This is a genomic window from Pseudomonadota bacterium, from assembly GCA_018242545.1.
GTDB lineage: Bacteria > Pseudomonadota > Alphaproteobacteria > 16-39-46 > 16-39-46 > 16-39-46.
Window position 1 is genome coordinate 1 of the sequence record JAFEBT010000012.1, and the last position, 21200, is coordinate 21200.

16 protein-coding genes and 2 tRNA genes are annotated in these 21200 nt (G+C 34.9%); 6 read left to right on the top strand and 12 right to left on the bottom strand.

The window, feature by feature from the left end; genetic code table 11:
- Window positions 1-41 precede the first annotated feature (41 nt).
- Window positions 42-1076 carry a hypothetical protein gene (locus JSS34_02895; GenBank protein ID MBS0185287.1) on the top strand — a complete coding sequence of 345 codons (1035 nt, stop codon included), beginning with the start codon at window positions 42-44 and terminating at the stop codon, window positions 1074-1076.
- A 90-nt stretch (window positions 1077-1166) separates the two neighbouring features.
- Here the strand turns inward: JSS34_02895 and JSS34_02900 are convergent, their stop codons facing one another.
- The 4 genes from JSS34_02900 to JSS34_02915 form a co-directional block, all read right to left on the bottom strand.
- Window positions 1167-1820: a MarC family protein gene (locus JSS34_02900; protein MBS0185288.1), complete on the bottom strand. Its 654-nt coding sequence runs from the start codon at window positions 1818-1820 to the stop codon at window positions 1167-1169.
- Between the two features lie 42 nt (window positions 1821-1862).
- Entirely contained in the window at window positions 1863-3005 is a 1143-nt protein-coding gene (locus tag JSS34_02905) for a hypothetical protein (protein ID MBS0185289.1), read from the bottom strand.
- Between the two features lie 47 nt (window positions 3006-3052).
- Entirely contained in the window at window positions 3053-4483 is a 1431-nt protein-coding gene (mgtE, locus tag JSS34_02910; GenBank protein ID MBS0185290.1) for a magnesium transporter, read from the bottom strand.
- A gap of 71 nt (window positions 4484-4554) precedes the next feature.
- Window positions 4555-4641 (bottom strand) — tRNA-Leu (locus JSS34_02915).
- A 907-nt stretch (window positions 4642-5548) separates the two neighbouring features.
- Here JSS34_02915 and JSS34_02920 point away from each other — a divergent pair.
- Window positions 5549-7384, top strand: a complete 1836-nt coding sequence (locus JSS34_02920) for an ABC transporter substrate-binding protein (protein ID MBS0185291.1) — start codon at window positions 5549-5551, stop codon at window positions 7382-7384.
- A 12-nt stretch (window positions 7385-7396) separates the two neighbouring features.
- Here the strand turns inward: JSS34_02920 and ubiE are convergent, their stop codons facing one another.
- The 3 genes from ubiE to JSS34_02935 all read right to left on the bottom strand — a co-directional run bounded on the left by ubiE (window position 7397) and on the right by JSS34_02935 (window position 9914).
- Window positions 7397-8161, bottom strand: coding sequence for a bifunctional demethylmenaquinone methyltransferase/2-methoxy-6-polyprenyl-1,4-benzoquinol methylase UbiE (ubiE, locus tag JSS34_02925; protein ID MBS0185292.1), 765 nt, complete (start codon window positions 8159-8161; stop codon window positions 7397-7399).
- A gap of 239 nt (window positions 8162-8400) precedes the next feature.
- A complete protein-coding gene (locus JSS34_02930) occupies window positions 8401-8859 on the bottom strand; it encodes a hypothetical protein (protein MBS0185293.1) in 459 nt (152 codons plus the stop codon).
- Window positions 8860-9248: 389 nt separating this feature from the next.
- On the bottom strand, window positions 9249-9914 hold the full coding sequence (locus JSS34_02935; GenBank protein ID MBS0185294.1) for a helix-turn-helix domain-containing protein: 666 nt from the start codon (window positions 9912-9914) through the stop codon (window positions 9249-9251).
- 514 nt (window positions 9915-10428) lie between these two features.
- On the opposite strand from JSS34_02935, the gene JSS34_02940 reads away from it, so the two are divergent.
- The gene (locus JSS34_02940) at window positions 10429-11571 is read left to right on the top strand and encodes a hypothetical protein (protein ID MBS0185295.1); all 1143 of its coding nucleotides are present in this window, start codon (window positions 10429-10431) and stop codon (window positions 11569-11571) included.
- 79 nt (window positions 11572-11650) lie between these two features.
- Here JSS34_02940 and rpsD read toward each other — a convergent pair whose 3' ends face one another.
- The 4 genes from rpsD to JSS34_02960 all read right to left on the bottom strand — a co-directional run bounded on the left by rpsD (window position 11651) and on the right by JSS34_02960 (window position 15931).
- Window positions 11651-12265, bottom strand: coding sequence for a 30S ribosomal protein S4 (gene rpsD, locus JSS34_02945; GenBank protein MBS0185296.1), 615 nt, complete (start codon window positions 12263-12265; stop codon window positions 11651-11653).
- A gap of 123 nt (window positions 12266-12388) precedes the next feature.
- A complete protein-coding gene (locus tag JSS34_02950) occupies window positions 12389-13174 on the bottom strand; it encodes an RNA methyltransferase (protein ID MBS0185297.1) in 786 nt (261 codons plus the stop codon).
- Between the two features lie 14 nt (window positions 13175-13188).
- A complete protein-coding gene (locus JSS34_02955) occupies window positions 13189-14571 on the bottom strand; it encodes a cysteine--tRNA ligase (GenBank protein ID MBS0185298.1) in 1383 nt (460 codons plus the stop codon).
- Window positions 14555-15931, bottom strand: a complete 1377-nt coding sequence (locus JSS34_02960; GenBank protein MBS0185299.1) for a glutamate--tRNA ligase — start codon at window positions 15929-15931, stop codon at window positions 14555-14557. The genes JSS34_02955 and JSS34_02960 overlap by 17 nt, the downstream gene beginning before the upstream one ends.
- Before the next feature lie 543 nt (window positions 15932-16474).
- On the opposite strand from JSS34_02960, the gene JSS34_02965 reads away from it, so the two are divergent.
- On the top strand, window positions 16475-18160 hold the full coding sequence (locus JSS34_02965) for an ABC transporter ATP-binding protein/permease (protein ID MBS0185300.1): 1686 nt from the start codon (window positions 16475-16477) through the stop codon (window positions 18158-18160).
- A 295-nt stretch (window positions 18161-18455) separates the two neighbouring features.
- Window positions 18456-19697, top strand: coding sequence for an MFS transporter (locus JSS34_02970; GenBank protein MBS0185301.1), 1242 nt, complete (start codon window positions 18456-18458; stop codon window positions 19695-19697).
- 115 nt (window positions 19698-19812) lie between these two features.
- Here JSS34_02970 and JSS34_02975 read toward each other — a convergent pair.
- Window positions 19813-19902, bottom strand: a tRNA-Ser gene (locus tag JSS34_02975).
- A gap of 280 nt (window positions 19903-20182) precedes the next feature.
- Here JSS34_02975 and dusB point away from each other — a divergent pair.
- Complete coding sequence (gene dusB / locus JSS34_02980; protein ID MBS0185302.1) at window positions 20183-21199, top strand: tRNA dihydrouridine synthase DusB; 1017 nt, start codon at window positions 20183-20185, stop codon at window positions 21197-21199.
- Window position 21200: the final 1 nt, after the last annotated feature.

Sequence of the window (21200 nt, forward strand, 5' to 3'; positions counted from 1 at the left end):
CCTCAATGTCTCTTCTTTCTCCTTCTTTGTCAATTTAATTGATGACACGCCCTAATCAAAATATACAAAGGTTAACAGAAAGAATGATTTTAGGGCGCTATGAGGATTGGGCCTTAAGAATAGAATTAGAACATCGATTTTTAGAGTTCGAAGAAAATATTATGATTCCATTTCATAGAGAATTTGGGCTTTGTAGAGAAGGATTCATTATGGAGTCGTTCGTTAGAGCTTTAAGGAATATTCCAGATCTCCAAGTTCAACGTTCTCAGTTACAAGCTTTTCAACAAGAAGTTAGTCCATTAATACAAAACTTTACACAACCCCACCTTGATTGGCAGGCTTTACCGGAAGGCGTTGCATTTGAAATTCATAATTATGCAAATAAAGTTCATAGGGAAGTTTTGAACTATTTATATACAAAATTGGAAGGTTTGAGTTCCTTTTCTTACAACGAAAGCATGGAAAAAATTGCACATTGGATTAATGATCCTAAAAATATTACAAAAGAAAGACAAGAAAGTGTATTACGTTCTGTTCAACATGGTATCGCGTCTCCTCAAGATGAAAATTGCCTCTCTCTTGCACTAACATTTGTTTTGAAACTTCATCCGGATAAAATGGATACTTTTATGAGAGGATTTGTATCGGAATCCCTTACAGCTTATCAAAATAGAGCTAACCCTGAGAGTTGTCAAAAAGGGTTTGCTGATCGCACAATAACGGGATTGCGTGGGATAGATGATGAGCTTAATTTGCTGTTTAAAAAAGCTGAATCCATTCAAACTGTAAAAACCTTCTTTGCGTTGTGTAATTTTGGAAACAGTGAACTGCCAGAAAATAAAGCCTGGATGGTTAAAAAGCTTGTTGAACTTGGTGTTAGACAACAAACAACTCCAAAAGAAGCAGCAAGCAAATTTAGGGCCTACGCAGAAGAGCATGTAAAAAGCTTGTCTCTTCAGGAAGAAGAAGAAAACTATTTAAATCAAGCTTCTCGCATTGTGGAAGATATAGAAGATTATTATGATTTGCTTGAGGAAGGTATTAAAACAGCAAGCGCTTCAGAGAGCCGTTCCTAAAGTGACTTAAAGGCTTATTCTTAAAAAGTTTATAAAAGACAAAAAAAGATGCAGAAATTTTTCATATAATATAATTTATGATTCATTCTCTTAGCATCCTCCTAAAGCCGGAAAACTATCTCTTAATCCTTTAACAATATATTCTATTGCTATAGCTGCGATAATGATTCCAAAAATACGCGTTAAAACATTTGTTCCTGTAACACCAAGAATTTTAAAAATTAAATTAGAAGACATCAAACATAAATATGTTAAGAATAAAACGAAAAGGACAATTAAAATAATACTAATTTGATAAAAGATGACTCCTTCAACTTCTCCCATACTAATAACTAAAGTTGTAAGTGCTCCTGGTCCTGCAATAAGAGGAATGGCAAGAGGAAAAACTGAAATATCGCTTTTTTGGACAGCCTCTTCATTTTCTTGCTTCGTCGTTGATCGAATTCCACTATTTTTTGCAATAACCATATCAATTCCAGCAAACATTAAAAGGATTCCGCCAGCTATTCGAAAGGATCCATGGGAGATTCCTAAAAATTCCAAAAATTTATCTCCTGTTAAAGCAAAAATTAAAAGAACTATTCCCGCTATTAAAGTTGCTTTAAAAGCAGTTTTATTTCGTAGAGTTCGTGAATCATTAAGCGTATAGTTAATAAATACGGGAATAATGGCAAACGGGTCAATGATAACAAAAAAGGCAATAAAGGTTTTATATAGAAAATCAATATAATCCCAACTCATCATGTCTACCCCTTTCATTTCTAAAAATCATTTTGCAGTCAATATCTATAAGAGACCATTAACTTTAGCAATAGCATTAAAAAGTTTCATATTTTTATTTTGTAACGCTTTTAAAAGGTTGGTACGAACCACAGGATTTTTTGCATCATTCAAAATACTTAAAATAGCTGATTGGCCGGCTGGTGTATTTTGAAGGTCGAGCAAGGGGCTTGGACTTTGATGGCTTTCTTGCTCTAAGTCTTTAAGGTCTGTGTTAGAAGCACTTAGATCATCGTCAGATTCAACTTGACCCGCAGAAGAGCTTTCTAATTCAAGAGAGGTATTTTTTTGTGGAATATTAGAATTGATATTAACATCACCATTTTCATCGCGATTGTTATTATTTGTAACTGATAGGGGACTATTACCACCAACACCAAGCGTAGGAACTTGGTTCCCAGTGTTTTGAGAAGAAGGAGTTCCATCTTGATTATTCCCTATTGAAGTTGAAGATGTTCTTGCTCCTGTTGTATTTGTATATACGACGTTGCTTGTTGAAGAAGAAACTCCATTCCCAGTATTTCCTGACGTAAGAGAACTTGTTCCACTATTTGATGTTGAAGAAAGAGGTTGAGCCATTGAGCTCTTTATACGAAGCTTTGAAGTTGAGCTTTTCGGTGGAAGCTTTGAGGTTGAGCCTTTTGGAGGAAGTTTTGAAGTTGAACTTTTCGGGGAAAGCTTTGAGGTTGAACTTTTCGGGGAAAGCTTTGAGGTTGAGCTTTTCGGTGGAAGTTTTGAGGTTGAGCCTTTCGGAGGAAGCTTTGAAGTTGAGCCTTTTGGAGGAAGTTTTGAGGTTGAGCCTTTTGGAGGAAGCTTTGAAGTTGAGCCTTTTGGAGGAAGCTTTGAAGTTGAGCCTTTTGGAGGAAGTTTTGAAGTTGAACTTTTCGGTGGAAGTTTTGAAGTTGAACCTTTAGAAGGATGTTTTAACGTCGAGACTTTTGGGGGAAGCTTTGGTAACTTTGGTTTTTCATGAAGAGACTTTTTTGAAACCATAGGTTTTGAAGAAATTTTAACTTTGGAGGTTTTATTTTTTTTACCATAGGTTTGTAAATATGTTTCGGCCTGAAAAGATAAGCCTATATAAGGATAGAAAATAGAAATAAAAAACATAAAAATTATAAACGTATAAGAGGGAGAAGGTTTAATCATTTCTTTTCTTTCTTTTTATTTTTTTAGAGGATGACTAAAATAAACAGTTAGAGCAAGAAGAGAGTTGCAAGCCCTAAGAAAGAAACATATCCTAAAACATCGGTTGTTGCAACTAAGATTGGACCACTTGCTACCGCCGGGTCATATCCAAGCTTTTCGATAAGAAGAGGTAAAATTACCCCCGCTAAAGCGGCCCATAACATATTAAAAATCATTGCAGATGCAAGGATTCCAGCAAGATTCATATCATTAAAATAACCTATTACAACAATAACAAGGATAAAGGCAAAAAAACATCCATTTAATCCTCCAATCAAGCTTTCCTTTATAATAGCACGTCGTCGCATATTTTGACCGTAAAGCTCATGAGTTGCAAGCGCACGAACAGTAACAGTAAGAGCTTGCATACCTGCATTTCCGCCCATAGCTGCAACAACCGGCATTAAAACAGCAAGAACAACCATTTTTTCAATAGAATCTGTGTACTGAGAAATCACAGTTGTTGTCAAAAGAGCATCAATAAGGGTAATTGAAAGCCATCCAATTCGACGATAAAAAGTTTTAAAAAGAGGCGTCTGAAAGTCTGTTTCTCCAACACCCGCAAGCATTAGAACATCTCTTTCCGTTTCTTCTTCTACGACAAGAACCATATCATCGGCTGTTATAATACCCAAAAGGCGTCCTGTTTCGTCAACAACAGGAGCTGAAACAAGGTTATAATGCCTAAAAAGATAAGCAACTTCTTTTTGAGGCATCGTTACTAATATAGGTTTTAATCGTTCTTCAGTAATCTCTGAAAGCTTAATAGAATCATTTTCACGAATAATTCTATTTAAAGAAACGGCCCCTAAAAAATTATAACGTGAATCAACAATATAAAGATCATAAAATGTCTCAGGCAAATCATCTGCTGTATGAAGATACTTTAAAGTTTGTTGGACCGTCCAAAAAGGGGGCACAGCCACAATTTCTTGTTGCATAAGGCGTCCGGCTGTATCCTCTGGGTATGCAAGAACTTGTTCAATATTTGCACGTTCAGGCGCTGGAATAGCTTTTAAAACTGCCCGCTGTTGGTCTGGTTCTAAACATTCAATAATAGCAAGAGCATCATCACTTTCAAGCTCTGTTAAAGCAAGTGAAAGAGCTTGTATTCCTATTTGATGAATAACTTGATCTCGAACAGATTCAGCTAAAAAGATTAAAATTTCTGGATCGAGAGACGTTCTAATAATATTAATTAAACGCTCACGCGATGACGCTGACAAAGCTTCAATTAAATCTGCAAGATCGGCAGCATGAAGTGAAGAAATAAGGGTTTTAACATGATCTTCATCTCCCCAGTCTAAAGCATCTGCAATTTCATGAATAAAATCATTTGACAGATGAGGAAATAATAATTCTTCTTCAGAAGAGGTAGAAAGTTCTTTATTATCAGGGGAATCTATTGGTTTATTTTTTGGATCATTACTTTCAATCATAATGACATCCCCTTTACGGATAGAATGTTTAATTAGGTATGTAACATTTCATTAAGAGCCTAAATTATATTTGGTGCGGTCGAGAAGACTCGAACTTCCACGGGATCTCTCCCACAGCGACCTCAACGCTGCGCGTCTACCAATTCCGCCACGACCGCAAATACTAAGTCTGTTAAAACTTACTAATTGGGCAATACCAGATCTTAATCAAGGATTCAAGCGTTTTCAAGAAAATTACTTAAAAAAACATAAAGACTCCTAATTTTAACACATTTACAAATTTAGAATTGGTTGTTTCTTCTTTCTTTAAAAGACAGAAAACATTCATTTTTTATAAAAATAGAGATAAAAAATCTTTATGCAAGTTTAATAATTTTAAGACCGGAATGGCTTTAGGAAAGAAACCTTTAAAATAAAAATCCTTTTTTGGTTTTTTTAAAGATTTCTATGATCTAAAGATCTTGGAAAACGGACAAAAACAGTAATAAGGAATAAAAAATTGATTCTGTATCTTCAAAAATAAGAACACATAAAAATTAGGATAAATATTAGACTCTTATTAAAATTTAGGATCTGTAGGCAGTTAAATAAATAGTCTTTATCAAATTAGGTTTAAAAATTTTTGACCTTATTTCGAAGAAACAGTAATTTTTAAACCTTATTACTGTTTTTATCCGTTTTCATGTTTTATTTTAAACTCCCTTAGAGAGCTAAAATTTACACCTAACACCCTCAAGCTCTTTTACTTGAAAAATATTTTAGTGTAGGCTATTAAAAAAGCTGTTTATAAAAAATATTTAAACATATCTTTTTCATAGCGCCATGATTAAAACTTAAAGGAAAAAATTTATTTTATGTATCGGGAAAATCTACCTAGGTAATGTTTAAATTCCCCTAAGTAATATTAAAAAGACGAAAAACCGCTAAAATAAAGGAATTTTTTGAAACCTTAAATTATTAGTTTTTTTTTAATTGATTTAAAATAAATAAAAATTCATTATAAATTTTCTCAAATCAGATTAACGTCCCATATCAATAGCAATTTTTAACAAGGAATAATTTAGAATGAAGCTCCGTAAATCAAAAATATTTTTTTTAGGATCTTTTCTTTTTCTCTTTTTAGCATTTGGAAAAATAGCTTTTAGCCAAGCAAATTCTTTAGCACATGGTATTTCAAGGTATGGATCTCTTAAATACCCTCCAACTTTTCAGAATTTCGATTATGTAAATCCTAATGCTCCTAAAGGAGGATCACTGCGTACTGCTGTTTTAGGAAGTTTTGAAACACTCACACAAACTCTTCAAGGAACAGCACCTGAAGGACTAAATTTAACATATGACACTCTTTTAGTACGTGCAGCTGATGAACCTTTTTCAATGTATGGACTGGTCGCAGAAAGTGTCGAAGTTGCTCCTGATAATTCATGGATCCTTTTTAATTTAAACCCAAATGCAAAATTTCATGATGGAACTCAAATAACGCCTGAAGATGTGATTTTTTCATGGCAAATACAAAAAGATAAAGGTCTGCCACGGCTCAGAACACTTTATAGTAAAGTTGAAAAGGCAGAAAAAATTGGACAACGGGGGATTAAATTTACCTTTAAAAAAGAAGATTCAGAAGAATTAATGGATCCTGAAAGGCCACTTATTATGGGCATGATGCCTCTTTATTCCAAAAAAGATTGGGAAGGGAGAGATTTTGAAGCTGTTACTTTAAAGCCTTTTTTAGGAAGTGGACCTTATCGTGTTTCAAAAGTTGAACCAGGTCGATTTATTGAATACGAACGTGTAAAGGATTATTGGGCTGAAAACCATCCAGTTCGAAAAGGACTTAAAAATTTTGACCTTATTCGTTACGATTATTATCGTAATGCAAACGTTGCCCTCGAAGCTTTTAAAGCTGGACAATATGATATTATCCATGAAGCGGATCTAAATCGTTGGAAGAATGTATATAAAGGACCTGGTTTTTCAGATGGACGCATTCAGAAAATGGAAATGGAGCACATACGCCCTGCAGGCATAAAAGGATTTGTTTTCAACACGCGGCGTGAGATCTTTAAAGACCGCCGTGTGCGGAAAGCTCTTATGTTAATGTTCGATTTTGAATGGATGAATAAAAATCTTTTTGATGGCGGTTTCAAACGGATGGAAAGTTTTTATGAAAACTCTCCTTTTAAGGCTCAAGGAAAGCCAATCAATGGTGAAAAAGATCTTCTAATCTCTCTTAAAAATAAAATTAACTCTAATATTTTGGAAGAAGAGGCCTTAAGCCCGCCTAAATATGATGGATCAGGGAATATGCGTGCAGCACAGGCTCAATCTTTACAGCTTTTAAAAGAAGCCGGATGGGTGCTTAAAAATGGTATCTTAATAAATCAAAAAACGGGAAAACCTTTTAGTTTTGAGATTTTATTAAGTGATCCTCAATATGAAAAACTTGCTCTTTCGTTTGGACGCGCTCTTAAAAAAATAGGAATTATCGTAAAAGTTAGAATGGTCGACTCTGCTCAATATGAAGAGCGTCGTCTTGATTGGGATTATGATATGATTTTCAATTGGTGGGCCTCTTCCTTAAGTCCAGGCAATGAGCAGCGGCTTTACTGGACACAAAAAGCTGCGCTGACACCTGGGCTCAGAAATTATCCCAATATCCAAGAAGAAAGTGTTGACATTCTTGTCGATAAACTTGCAAGAGCAAAAACGGAAGAAGAACTTGTTACAACCGCACGCGCACTTGACAGGGTCCTTAGATATGGAATTTATATGATTCCTCTATATTATTCTAATGTAGATCGGTTTGCTTACTGGGATAAATTTGGTATGCCTCCTCATAGGCCTGAAATTGGCCCAAACCCTATGGCCTGGTGGGTCAAAACCTCTAATCAAACTAAGTAAGAATTTAAATTGTTATTTAAATCCTCGGTGAATGGCTGCTATTCCGCCTAAAAGATTTTCATAGGAGCAGGATGTAAGTCCTGCTTCTATAAATTCTTTTAATAAAGCCTCTTGATGAGGAAACCTTTGAATACTTTCAATTAAATACTGATAAGCTTTTTTATCTTTGGCAATTAATTGACCCAGATGAGGAATAACAGCAAATGAATAACATGTATAAACTTTTTTAAGAGACTCAAAAATAGGATGGCTAAACTCAAGACAAAAAAATTGTCCATTTGGCTTTAAAACACGGAAAATTTCTGAAAGTGCTTCTTTGCGATGAGAAACATTCCGAAGCCCAAAAGAAATCGTAATTTTATCAAAAAAACAATCTGGAAAAGGAAGAGTTTCGGCTTCTATCACAAGGAAATTTAGATTTTTTACAAAGCCTGCATCAAGAATCCGTTTTTCTCCGATTTCAAGCATTTTAAAACTTAAATCAGAGATAAAAAGACGGATCGTTTGATGAGATTCTTTTAAAAGACGCAGAGAAATATCGCCCGTTCCTGCTGCAAGATCAAGAATCGTCTCAGAGGGGAGGGGAGCAACACGCTTTACAAAAAGATCCTTCCATAACCGATGAAAACCAGCACTCATCAGATCATTCATCAAATCATAGGAAGAAGAAATACGATTAAAAAGGTCTTCAACTTTGCGCTTTTTATCAAGAAAAGAGATATCTTCATATCCAAAATCTGTTACTTCTTGGTCGAGGTTTTCTTTATTTTGAATCATTTTCAAACGCTTATTTTTGTATAAGGAAACGATAAAATACCTTACGAAATCAATTATTAAAAATCAACTTGATATAATAGAATTTAATAAAAACAAAAGGGCCCCTTTACATAAGGCTAAGCTACGTAAAGGAACCCTTTTATGACTTTAGCAAAGCTTTATAAAAAGCCCAATATACTTAAGCACTTAATAAGCACTCATATGAAGCTTGTTGAAATACTTAAATAAATGCCATCAAGTCATTTTTTTCCTCCTCTTCCACTTGAGAACGAAGAGGCTTGCCGATGAGATGTCTGGGAAGAAGATGAACGACCATCATTTTTGCCACCCTGAGATCCTGTTGACGAGAATGAAGCGTTCCTCTGAGAACTTTGGCGAGAAGATGTATCATCATCGTCGTCATCATCCCGATTTCTTGAAGAGGAGGATGTATCTCCTTCTGAGCGATTTTGCCCAGACATTTGTGCAGCCCGAGCTTCACCGCCTTTACGTCCCAGCTCTGCCATACCTTCATGCCCTAATTGTTCAGCACGAGCTTCACCACCCTTACGCCCAAGTTCCATATAGCCCTCATGTCCAAGTTGTTCAGCGCGGGCTTGGCCACCTGCAACACCCTGGCCCTGGCCATGGGAAAACCCTGAATGTGTTGATCCGCTCGCATCGGAAGAATTGTTGTAATTTTCAGTTGATCTTGGCATAATAACCTCCTGTCATATAGATTAAACATATTGAATTAAACCAACGTCCATCTATTATCCTAGGAACTTATTTTGTTTTTATCTACGTGAAATTATTTTTTAGTTTCTCGTTGTTATTTAATACCTGGATAGAGTAAAATAAATAAATTTTATAAAATTAATAAATGTGATTATTCATTTTATTTATGAAAGCAAAAACTTAATTTTTTTGTATTAACTTTAATTTCTTTTTATAGGTTTTAAAGAGTTTTAATTAAAACTTTAGATGTTTTTGAATAAATCTTTTCAAATAGGATAAAACTATTTTTTTAGTATTAAAAATATAAGATAGTTAGAACGCAAAATGAACTTATAAAAATTATTATTTGAATATATTAAAAAGATCAGTCTTAAGCTGCCCCGCCAAATTCTATCCAATATTTTAAGATATCATGGAGCTGCTCTTGAAAATCCTTAAAAATAGAATTTTTATAAATTAATCCGCTTGCATGTAATGCCTGAACTTTATTAAGGGCGTCATTATCCTTTTGATCAGCCAAAATAATAATGTGAGCACCTGTCAGCAAAGAAAATTCTCTCAATTTTGTCAAAATTGTAAAATTTTCCATAGAAAGAATATTTAAATCCAAAAAAATTAAATTTGGCATAAAATTAAGAATTTGATTATTATGCATAAATTTTTCAATGAAAGCTAAAGCTTTATAAGCTGTATTTATACAAATCGTCTGGACTTTCTTATAGTCGTCAAAAATTTTTTTAATTAAATCACTGTCTTTTATGTTCGCTTCAAGTAAAAGGATATTATAGTTTTCTTTTATAGGGTGCCCGTCATCCCAATCCTCTACAAAAGAGTAAAAGGGTTGTAACGTAATCTTAGAGATTTCATAAAGCGTGCTGGCTGCAACTTTATTCGTCCCATTTTCATATCGATGTAACTGCTGTAAAGAAATGTTTAAGTTTGCTGCAAGTGTTTTTAAAGGTAATTTTAATTTTTTACGAAAGAGTTTAATTTTTTTTCCAATAAAAAAATCTAATTGAGTAGAAGAATTTTTCATTTTCTTTCTCCACTGTGATTTTTTAAAAAATAAATAAAGAATTTTTTTATATATGTTTATGAGTGTGGGGATATTTTAATTTTTTTTCAAGTGTTTCTTTTGAGTGACTTTTTAAATTAAAAGAGCATATTTATCAATTTTTTCTTTTTTTAATAAAAGCGACAATTTTTCTTTTACTTTGTAGGCTAATTTAAATAAAATTTCTTTTTATCAGTATGTTACCTTATTCCTCGCTTATTTTTAAATTTTAAAATTTACCATACTTGTTTTCTCATAACAAAGTACATATATAAATATAAAGTTTATAAATTTTCAATAATGTTGTTATTTTTTTATAAGTAATAGGATGTTTTTTTTAAGGTTTTTTACACTTATATTTTTCTTTTCTTCAGCAGCCCTGGCTTTAAATTAACAAGATTGGGAAGGGGATAAAATAGCGATTTGTAGTCTGCTTAGAACTTATCGTGAACATTATTTACCTCAATGCTTCCAGCTTGCAAGAGTAAGAAGTGCTATGCCTCATCTTTCTTCAAAATTGGATGAATTAATTGAGGCGCAAAAAGTTTTTTTATCATGGGGTTCTTTTCAGTCTCAGCTTGAACAAACACCCTATGAAATGTCAAAAATAATACAATTGCTTGGATTTCCTTTTGAGAGAATGATCTCAATTGACCAGAAAATTCGTTCAATTCATAATGAAGCCGCAAAAAATATATATGAAGAAGCTTCTTCTTTAATGCAACTGACTCATGCTGTCATTCAACAATGTTTCCAACAACAATCCGACCAAGTTCGTGTTCGAATGGGACACAAAACACACTATGAAGAAATAAAAGGATTGGGAATTGATAAGAGTTTTATAGACTATCTAACAAGTGCCATTAATAGAGAAAAATCTATGTTTTGGCTTCCTTCTCGACAGAGACAACAAGAAATTTACCTTGAAAAAATACAATTTTTAGAAAAAGAACTTGCAGAAGCTCATGAGACGCTTTTTCCTCAAGAAAAGCATGAAGCCGTTTCTACAAGCTCTGTCCAAAGCCCGTATCCTCCTGTTGAAAAAGAGGAGAGACCAGAAGAAAAGTCCCCGAATTTAAGTGTTCAACAAGCAGATGCATCACTTGTAGAACAGAAAGCTGATCAGGAAAAAGACAGAATTGATGAAAAATTTTCCTTACATGAACAGCAGAAATTCAAAGAAGATAAAGATATTGAAATTCCTGACATCGTTGAAGAGGCAATATTCGATGAAGAGCATCATGCAATTCAAGCGCAGCTTAATGAACAATATAAAAAAGACAGACAACGTAAAAAAGATCGTAAAAAATTATCTTTTGCCGCTGCTGCTGCAGAAAATCTCGAGACGTTAAATGGAAAAGAAAATTTCAAAGACTTTAAAGATCATCCAACGCTTAAAAGGATTTTTACCTTAGACATAACGTTAAAATATGAAGCTTTTTTAGATTTTTTTAAAGAACTCAGTCTTCATATTGGAGAACGCAAAGGAGGAATTTGTGTTTGGTTTAATCAAGAACTTTGTAAAATTTTTCATCGCCCACATACCAGAGGAAATGTTGTGCCTTTTATTGATCTTAAAGTTGCAAAAACATCTTTAAAAAAGATAAATATTGTTCCTCGTTTTAAATACTTAAATTAACCTACTTTTTGAAATTTACATCTCAGCCCCATGAGAAGATATATGTGTCTTCTCATGGAGGTTTATTAATTTTTTTTAATTATCGAGAGTAAAACTCAATAACCAAATTTGGTTCCATTTGAGTAGGATAGGGGACATCTGAAAGCTGAGGAACACGCAAAAAGGTTCCCTTAAGCGCTTTGCTATCAACACTCATATAGTCTGGGACATCACGTTCTGTTGATTGTTGTGCCTCTAGAATAACGGCCATATCGCGTGCCTTTGGAGCAACCTCAATAACATCGCCAACTTTTACAAGATAAGAAGGAATATTAACACGTACCCCATTAACGAGAATATGCCCATGATTAACCGTTTGACGAGATGCAAAGACCGTAGAAGCAAATTTCATACGATAAACGACCGCATCTAAGCGGCGCTCAAGTAAGCCAATCAAATTCTCGCCTGTGTCTCCCTTACGACGCACAGCTTCTTGATAAATCCGTCGGAACTGATGTTCAGTCAAGTTTCCGTAATATCCTCGGAGTTTTTGCTTAGCTAAAAGTTGAATACCGTAATCAGACGGCTTTCCGCGACGCATGCCATGTTGTCCAGGACCATACTCACGATGATTCACGGAACTTTTAGAACGTCCCCAAAGGTTAACACCAAGGCGACGATTGATTTTGTATTTTGACTCTAAACGTTTTGTCATGAAAACCCTATGTGACTCTAATGTTTCATATGAAATAAAAACTGTTGTCTTTTGAAAGACCTTTGATACCTATCCTAAATCTTCCCGTTTTGTCAAACTCTTTCGATAAATCTTTCTTTATATTTATAAAGAAGTTTTATTTTTTTTTGAAAATATACCCCAACGATGATAGACAAGGGCTTTTAAAATCCCTCGGAGTGTTTGCGTTTCTTGCTGCGTAAGACAGATTCTATTAAAAATATTACGCACATTCTGAAGCATATCAGGTTTTTTTTCAGAAACACGCCAAAAATTGGCCGTATCCAATTCTTCTTCAAGATGTTTTAAAAAACCCTCTACTTCTTCTTGGGTTGCAAAAGAACTCTTTTTTCCAGATAGAGAAACCTCAGCAAAAGAGCTTGGCAAATACATTTGAAAAAATTCATAGGCAATAAGCAAAACAGCCTGTGAAAGATTTAAGGAATCAAAATCTTCACTTGTGGGAATGCTAATAAGGCCACTGGCTCTCATGACATCCTCATTTTCAAGACCGGACGGCTCAGTTCCAAAAAGAAGGCCGATACGGGCTCCTTTTTGTATTAATTTTTTCATTTCTTGTGCTGCAGAACGTGGCGTAAAAAGAGGTTTAATCATATCTCGTTTTTTTGAGGCCGTGGCATAAATAACATGTAAATCTGAAACAGCTTCTTGAGTTGTCTTATAAACACGCGCTTCATTCAGAATGTCATTTGCGCCAGAGGCCATTTGTCTTGTAAAGGTTTCTAGCCAATGATCTTTTGGTCGTACAAGTCTTAAATCTTTCATTCCAAAATTCATCATTGCACGCGCTGTTGCGCCAATATTTCCACTCTCACGTGGCTCAATAAGAATAATAGCTGGAGCATTTTCTAAAAAGGTCTTAATAATCATTCTTATTCATCGCTTTACTTAATGCGCCGCCAAAGTGTCCCAGTCGGCGTATCCTCAAGAATGATGCCTGCTTCAAAAAGATGCTGCCGAATACGATCACTTTCTTTGAAATTTCTCTCTTGTCTGGCCTTATTACGCGCTTCAATTTGGCATTCTATGTGCAGACCTTCCAAATCATTTTCTTTGCAATTTTGGGTAGATTTTTGAAACCAGATGTCAGGGTCTTCTGTTAAAAGACCAATAAAGGCTCCTGAAGATTTAAGCTGATGGGCAAGGGAAGCTTTCTCTTTTTCTGAAGTGCTTTTATTAATATCAGAAGCTAATTTATGCAAAACATGGAGAGCCAAGGGAGTATTGAGATCATCTTCTAAAGCTGATAAAAACTCTTTATTTAAATTTGGAGAATCAGAATCCTGTTTAGGAGCAAGCCGTAAAGAGGTATAAAGCCTGCATAGGCTATTTTGAGCCTGCTTTAGTCCTTCATCTGTCCAATCTAAAGGTTGACGATAATGAACACTTAAAAGACCGTATCTTAAAACTTCTCCGGATGCTTTTTTCAAAAGATCACGGACAGTCAAAAAATTTCCTAAAGATTTAGACATTTTTTCGCCGTTTACAATCAAATATCCATTATGCATCCAATGACGAACAAATGGCTTATTGGAAAAACATGTGCTTTGCGCTTGCTCATTTTCATGATGGGGAAAAATAAGATCTTGTCCTCCTGCATGAATGTCGAAAGTTTCTCCAAGGTATTTAGAACTCATTGCTGAGCATTCTATATGCCATCCAGGACGCCCATAACCCCAGGGACTTTCCCATCCTGGCATGCTGCCGGTTGAAGGTTTCCATAAAATAAAATCACGAGGATCCTTTTTATAAGGCGCAATCTCTATGCGAGCCCCAGAAATCATGTCTTCTAGTCCTTGACGTGAAAGACTCCCATAAGATGGGTCAGATGTGACTTGAAATAAAACATGTCCATCGACTTCATAAGCATGGCCCTTTTCGATCAGAGTTTGAATCATTTGAATCATTTCAGAAAGATGCTCCGTGGCTTTTGGCTCAAAAGTGGGCACCAGGTTTCCCAGGCTTTTCATATCTTCTTGAAATGCTTTTGTTGTTCGTTCCGTAATTTCTGAAATTGAATTTCCGGACGTTAAAGAAGCTTGAATTATTTTATCATCGATATCTGTAATATTACGAACATAGGTTACGGAAGGATAAAGGTATCTTAAAAGCCTATTCAAAACATCAAAAATGACATAGACACGCGCGTTTCCGAGGTGCGCATAATCATAAACAGTTGGACCACAAACATAGAGCCTTACATTATTGGGGTCGAGAGGATAAAAAATCTCTTTTTGGTGTGTTAATGTATTATAAATCTGAAGCATAGGCGCCCTTAAGTCTTTTTATACTTGTTTCGAATCCAAGATAAGGAAGAAGTTCTTTCATTTCAGGTCCATGTTCTTCTCCTGTAAGAGCAAGACGTAAGGGCATAAAAAGCATTTTTCCTTTCCGATTGGATTTTTCTTTTAATAAATCTGTCCACTCTTTCCAGGTATCTGGTCCCCAAGGCTCTTTCGGAAGAGACATAAGTGCTAATTTAAGAAAATCTTTATCTTCAGAAGAAAAAGAAAGAGGCATAAGAGGAGAATGTAGAATTTTAAGCCATTTTGTAACATCAGAAAAAGTCGAAAAATTTCCATGACATATTTTCCAAAATTCCTCTGACACATCAGGGAAACCCAGATTTTTGAGATGCTCTTGAGCATATGAAAAGGGCATCAAATGAATTATTTTAGCGTTCAAATGTTTTAGTTCTTGAATATCAAATTTAGCCGTCGCTTTGCTAAACTTTTTAATATTAAAAGAAGAAATAAGAGGATTGAGATCCAAAAATGGCTCAATAGGATCTGAACTTCCAAGACGCGCTAAAAGGCTATTAATTGCCATAGGCTCATATCCATCCTCTCTGAGCGATTCAATGCTCAAACTCCCCAGCCTTTTAGAAAGCCCCCCACCCATTGCATCTGTTAAGAGTGGAAGATGGGCAAAATGAATTGAAAGAGGATTTCCATTAAGAGCTTCAATCAATTGAATTTGAAGAGCTGTATTGGTAATGTGATCATCACCACGAATAACATGTGAAACTTTAAAATCAAGGTCATCCACAACGGATGCCAAAGAGTAGACAGGATAACTATCCGTTTTAATTAAAACAGGATCGGAAAGTTTATCTCCTTCAAAGCAAAGTGTTCCGTGGATCAAATCTTCCCAACAAATCTTTTCGGGATTTAAGAGAAATCTCCAATGGGGGATTCGTCCTTCTTCTTCATATGTTTTTTTTTGTGCGTCTGTTAAAGACAAAGCGGCTCGATCATAAAGAGGTGGAAGCCCACGTGCAAGAAGCCTTTTCCGTTTAAAATCCAGTTCTTCAGGTGTTTCATAACAGGGGTAAAGGCGTCCTATATGTTTAAGTTTCTCTGCTGCTGCTCGATAATGTTCCAACCGATCTGATTGACGCACATATAAATCCCAGTCTAATCCAAGCCATTCAAGGTCTTTTTGAATCGATCGTTCATAAATTTCTTTTGAACGCTCGACATCCGTATCATCCATACGCAACATAAAGCGACCATTTAAATGTCGGGCAAAAAGCCAATTCTCTAGAGCGCGACGCGCATTTCCGACATGCAAATTCCCAGTTGGAGAGGGAGCTACACGCGTTAAAATAGAAGAAGGTGCAGGCATAAAAAAATAGAATCCTTTTTAAAGATAAAACCATTACCCCTTCATGCATATCACAAGTTAATGTCAGATGAAATAATTCTTTCATGCTTCTTGATTTTTAATATTCTTCCCTCTTTTTTTCGTTTATAAATTTTTCCGTTTTTAATTTCATTCTTTAAACTCCTTCCCTAAAATGATTTCTTCATTTAAAAAATTCATAAAAAGGCTAAAAGTTATCCCCAAGTGAAAAAAGTTGAGAAAATCTCATATTTTTTTTGTCAAGACTAATTTTTAAATTTTAGAAATATTTATTTATCTAACTAAATCAATGGGTTGATTTTGCCGATTAAAATTTAGACAGACGGGTTAAGACCCAAGGTTTTCAACCTCATTATGGATTCATTCGAATTGTTATCCACAAACTTATCCACAGATTTTGTGGATAAGTTTTTTAAAAAAGAATATTGACAATGAAAGAATAAGAAATAGAGTCAAGAAAACTGTTTACAAAACAAAATAATCTTAATTTATAATTGTTCATCAAAAATTTTGGGCGCCTATACAATGAATGACATACGAAATGCATGGCATCTTATTAAACCCTACTGGAAATCAAGTGAAAAATGGAGCGCGTGGGGGTTTGTCCTGGCTATCATTATTTTAAATATTCTAACTGTCCAAGTTATGGTGCTCTTAAACGAATGGAACAGAATTTTTTATAATGCACTTCAAGAACTTAATAAAGTTGTCTTTATAGAGCAAATTATCTATTTTTTTGGGCTGGTAGGATTTTTACTCATTGTTTTCTTAAGCAAATTTTATTGCGTACAATATCTTCATATTCGTTGGCAACGATGGATGGTCCATGAATATTTAGGATTTTGGCTTAAAGACCAAGCTTATTATAGAATGCAAATGCTCAAAGATCCAACCGATAACCCAGACCAACGCATTAGTGATGATATTCAATCTTTTGTTTTTCTTACATTAACTTTATCAGAAGGCATTTTTAATAGTATTCTGACACTTGCATCTTTTTCGGTTATTTTATGGACACTTTCTGGATCTTTCCCTCTTTTTGGAAATGTATACATCCCAGGATATCTTTTTTGGGCTGCCCTTCTTTATGCTGGAGGAGGGACCTATATAACGCTTAAAATTGGTCGGCCTTTGATTCGACTCGATTTTAACCGTGAAAAACTAACTGCTGATTTTCGCTATAGCCTTGTAAGACTTCGTGAAAACACCGAAGCCGTGGCTCTTTATAAGGGAGAACATGAAGAAAAAAGAGAATTTTATCAACGCTTCGGTTTTGTCGTTCAAAACTTTTATGCGATTATACGTCGATCTATTTTTATTAACTTTTGGACAACGACATATAATAATTTAGATACTATATTTCCAATACTCGTGATGGCACCACGTTTTTTTCGAGGAGAAATAAAATTTGGCGATATTACACAGGTAAGCGGTGCTTTTAGTGTTGTACGAGAGTCTCTTTCTTTTATTGTATCAAGTTACTTTCAGATTGCGTCTTGGCAAGCTGTTGTTTGGCGTTTATCGGGATTTCAAAAGAGTTTAAAAGAAGCTTATGCCCTTTCTCAGGTTTCTTATGCGGATATTAAAGTCCTTAAAGAAAGCAAAGAAAAAAATTTGACTCTTAATTTCAAAGATATACTTCTTCCCTCAGGCAAAATCTTACTTAAAAATATTCATGAGGTTCTTAAGCCTAACGAAAATGTCTTAATTTCAGGCCCTTCAGGTGTTGGAAAAAGTACTTTTTTGCGGGCCTTATCTGGAATATGGCCTTTTGGGCACGGAACAGTTTCTTTTCCTCAAAATGAAAATTTTTTATTTGTTCCACAATATTCTTATATGCCACTTGGCTCATTAAAAACAGTCTTAGCCTATCCGCTTACTCTAAAGAGTGTTTCCCCTGATTTAAATTTTCCGAAAATTCTGGATCTTTGTCATCTTTCACATCTGAAGTCTTCTCTTGATAAAGTTGAGAATTGGAGCCATATCCTCTCAGGAGGAGAACAACAGCGTATTGCATTCGCGCGCGCTCTTATTATGCAACCCCAATGGCTTTTTCTGGACGAAGCTACAAGCGCCCTTGATGAAGATCTTGAAGAAAAACTTTATTTGCTTTTAAAAACACATCTTAAAAAAACAACGATTATTAGCGTCGGGCATCGTTCTACGCTTCGCTCATTCCATAAGCATGAAATTATTTTAAAATTTCCTTAAAAAATAAAATTTCTTTTTGAAAGCTTAAATTCTTTCTCCTAAAGGTTTTCTGAATGAAACTTATAAAAAATTATAATTTATTCAAGAGGTTGCCTAAAAATTAAGAGTTGCATTCCTTTGAATTTGTATTACGATTCAAAACATATAGTTTAAAAAATCTCCATCGGTTAAAAGTATACCTTCTCTTACGCGTTTAATAATTATAATGGCGTTATATATAAGTTTGCTAAATTCTTCGGATGAGGGTTTCCTCTCTTCCAAATTTTAAATATGTTAATAGAAGTGATCCTGATATATGAAAAATAAAGTTATTTATGCAAGCAGCATCGGAAATGCCTTAGAATTTTTTGATTTTATCCTTTATGGCGCCTTTTTTAATATAATTGCTTCTACGTTTTTTCCAGCGAATGATAAAAACTTAAGTCTTCTTTTAAGTCTTGGCGGGTTCAGTGTAGGATTCCTCATGAGGCCTTTTGGTGCTCTTATCTTTGGGTATTTTGGAGATGTCATTGGTCGCAAAAAAACGCTTTCAATTTCCATTTTTTTAATGGGCATTCCAACTTTTCTAATTGGAATTTTACCCAGCTATAATGAAATTGGAATTTTTGCCCCCCTTCTTATTGTCGCAGGGCGCCTCATTCAAGGCGTTTGTATTGGGGGAGAATATACAGGGGCATATATTTTTGCCAGTGAACATGCCCAAAAGAATCCAGGACTTATCGGAGGAATAATTACGTCATCCTGTGGCGTTGGGGCCTTTGCAGCAACAGGATTAAATGCCCTGACATATTTGCCGGAATTGCCTGAATGGTGTTGGAGAGTTCCTTTTCTTTTAGGAAGCTGCGTTAGTATTCTTGGATTTTACATTCGTCGAAATCTTTCAGAAACACCTGCTTTTTTAAATACGTTTTCAACAGCTTCTGTTCCTATATTAAAAACGATTAAACTTCGAAAGCCAGCTTGTGTTCTTTCTTTTACCCTCGGCGCGCTCATTGGGGCTCTTGTCTATACAGTTTTTGGATTTTTAAATGTGTACGTTCATAAATATATTGCCATTCCCTTATCAATTGCAGTGCGTGTAAATCTCGTTTCTATCTTAGTCTTCACGTTAAGCAGCCCTTTTTTAAGCATGCTCTATGACAAACTACCATCTTTTTCTTTTTTAAGAGTTGTTTCGTATGTTTTATTCTTTTCTATGGTACCAATCTTCTGGCTGATTTCCTCTCCTTTTCCTCTTTTAATTCTTTTAGGAGAAATCACTTTAGCTCTTGGAACGGCCACAATTGCAGGAACTGGTCTTGCCCTTATGCAGAATCTCTTTCCAGTAAAAGAACGTTATAGTGGAATTTCTTTTTTCTTTAACCTTGGAATGGGTATACTCGGAGGAACTGCTCCAATTATATATTTTGAGGTTATTGATGGATTAAAAGAAAATTTATACTTTCCTGCTTATTATTTAATGTTCTTAGTTTCTCTTTTTTATGGCGCTTTACTTTTCATTAAGTATGTCAATCAGAAAAAAAAAGGAAAGATCTGAAAAATTTATAGATATATTTGCGGCTAAAGACCCTTCTTCATTCTTGTCTTTTTCTGATACAGAAGAAGAAAGAGGAAAAATTACACACATCGGGTAAAAAGGATTATTCTAAGTTTGGCGGATGGGGTGGGATTCGAACCCACGAAGGAGTTTCCCCCTTGCCGGTTTTCAAGACCGGTGCCTTCAACCGCTCGGCCACCCATCCATTTAGCGAAAAATAAATTCTCTCTGAACAACAGGTCTCAAATTGAACCGATCTCGTCAAGAAAAATTTTTAATAAATATCTTTTTATGCCTTATTTTTATCTTGAAAGGTTCGGAAGAGACTTTCTTTTCGAAGCATTAAAGAAAGAAAAACTCCCATATAACCTCACATTTTTTAAAAATATATTAAAAAAAAGAAAGTTTAACTCTTTTTCTTGAATGTTGAGCTCGTTTTAAGGTACATTGCTTAAAAATTAGGCATTTTCTCAGAAAGCACTTGAATGACCTCTTTAACTATTGGCAATGTTTCACTTGATTCTCCTGTCATCTTAGCTCCTATGTCAGGAGTGACAGACCTACCTTTCCGCAGTCTTGTTAAAAAATTCGGAGCAGGGTTGGTTATTTCAGAAATGATTGCAAGTGAAGCTATGATTCGGGAAACAAGACAATCTCTCAAAAAATGCGCCCATCGTATTGAAGAATTTCCTATGGCTGTTCAGTTGGCAGGATGTGACCCGCAGGTTATGGCCGAAGCTGCACGTCTTAATGTTGATAGGGGCGCTCAAATTATTGACATTAACATGGGCTGTCCTGTTAAAAAGGTTGTAAATGGTCATGCCGGCTCAGCCCTTATGAAAGATGAGTACAAAGCATCTAAAATTATGGAAGCAACCGTCAATGCTGTTAAAATTCCTGTTACGTTAAAAATGAGAATGGGTTGGGATGATAACTCTTTAAATGCACCTAAGCTTGCAAAAATTGCTGAAAATTGTGGTATAAAAATGATTACGATTCATGGTCGTACGCGATGTCAACTCTATAATGGACAAGCGAATTGGCCTTTTATTAAAACAGTAAAAGAAGCTGTTAAAATTCCTGTCGTGGGAAATGGAGATGTAAAAACTGTTGAAGATGCACGTTCTCTCTTAGATGAGTCCTCTGCTGATGCTGTTATGATTGGACGGGGTACTTATGGAAGACCCTGGTTTCTAAATCAAGTAAATACATTTTTAAAAACGGGAAAAAAACTTGCAGATCCTTCTTTAAGAGATCAAAAAGAAACTATTCTTGAGCATTTTGAACAAACGCTTATACACTATGGAGAAGAAACAGGAATTCTATTGATGCGTAAACATCTTGGCTGGTATAGTAAAGGGCTTCCTAATTCTGCAGACTTTCGTGTAAGAATTAATACTTCTCAAACAAGAAAAGACGTTTTAAACTTCTTAAATCAATACTATGAATCTATTGAGGCAGATTCGACTTTTTCTCTTCAAAATAAGGAAATTATATTTTAGT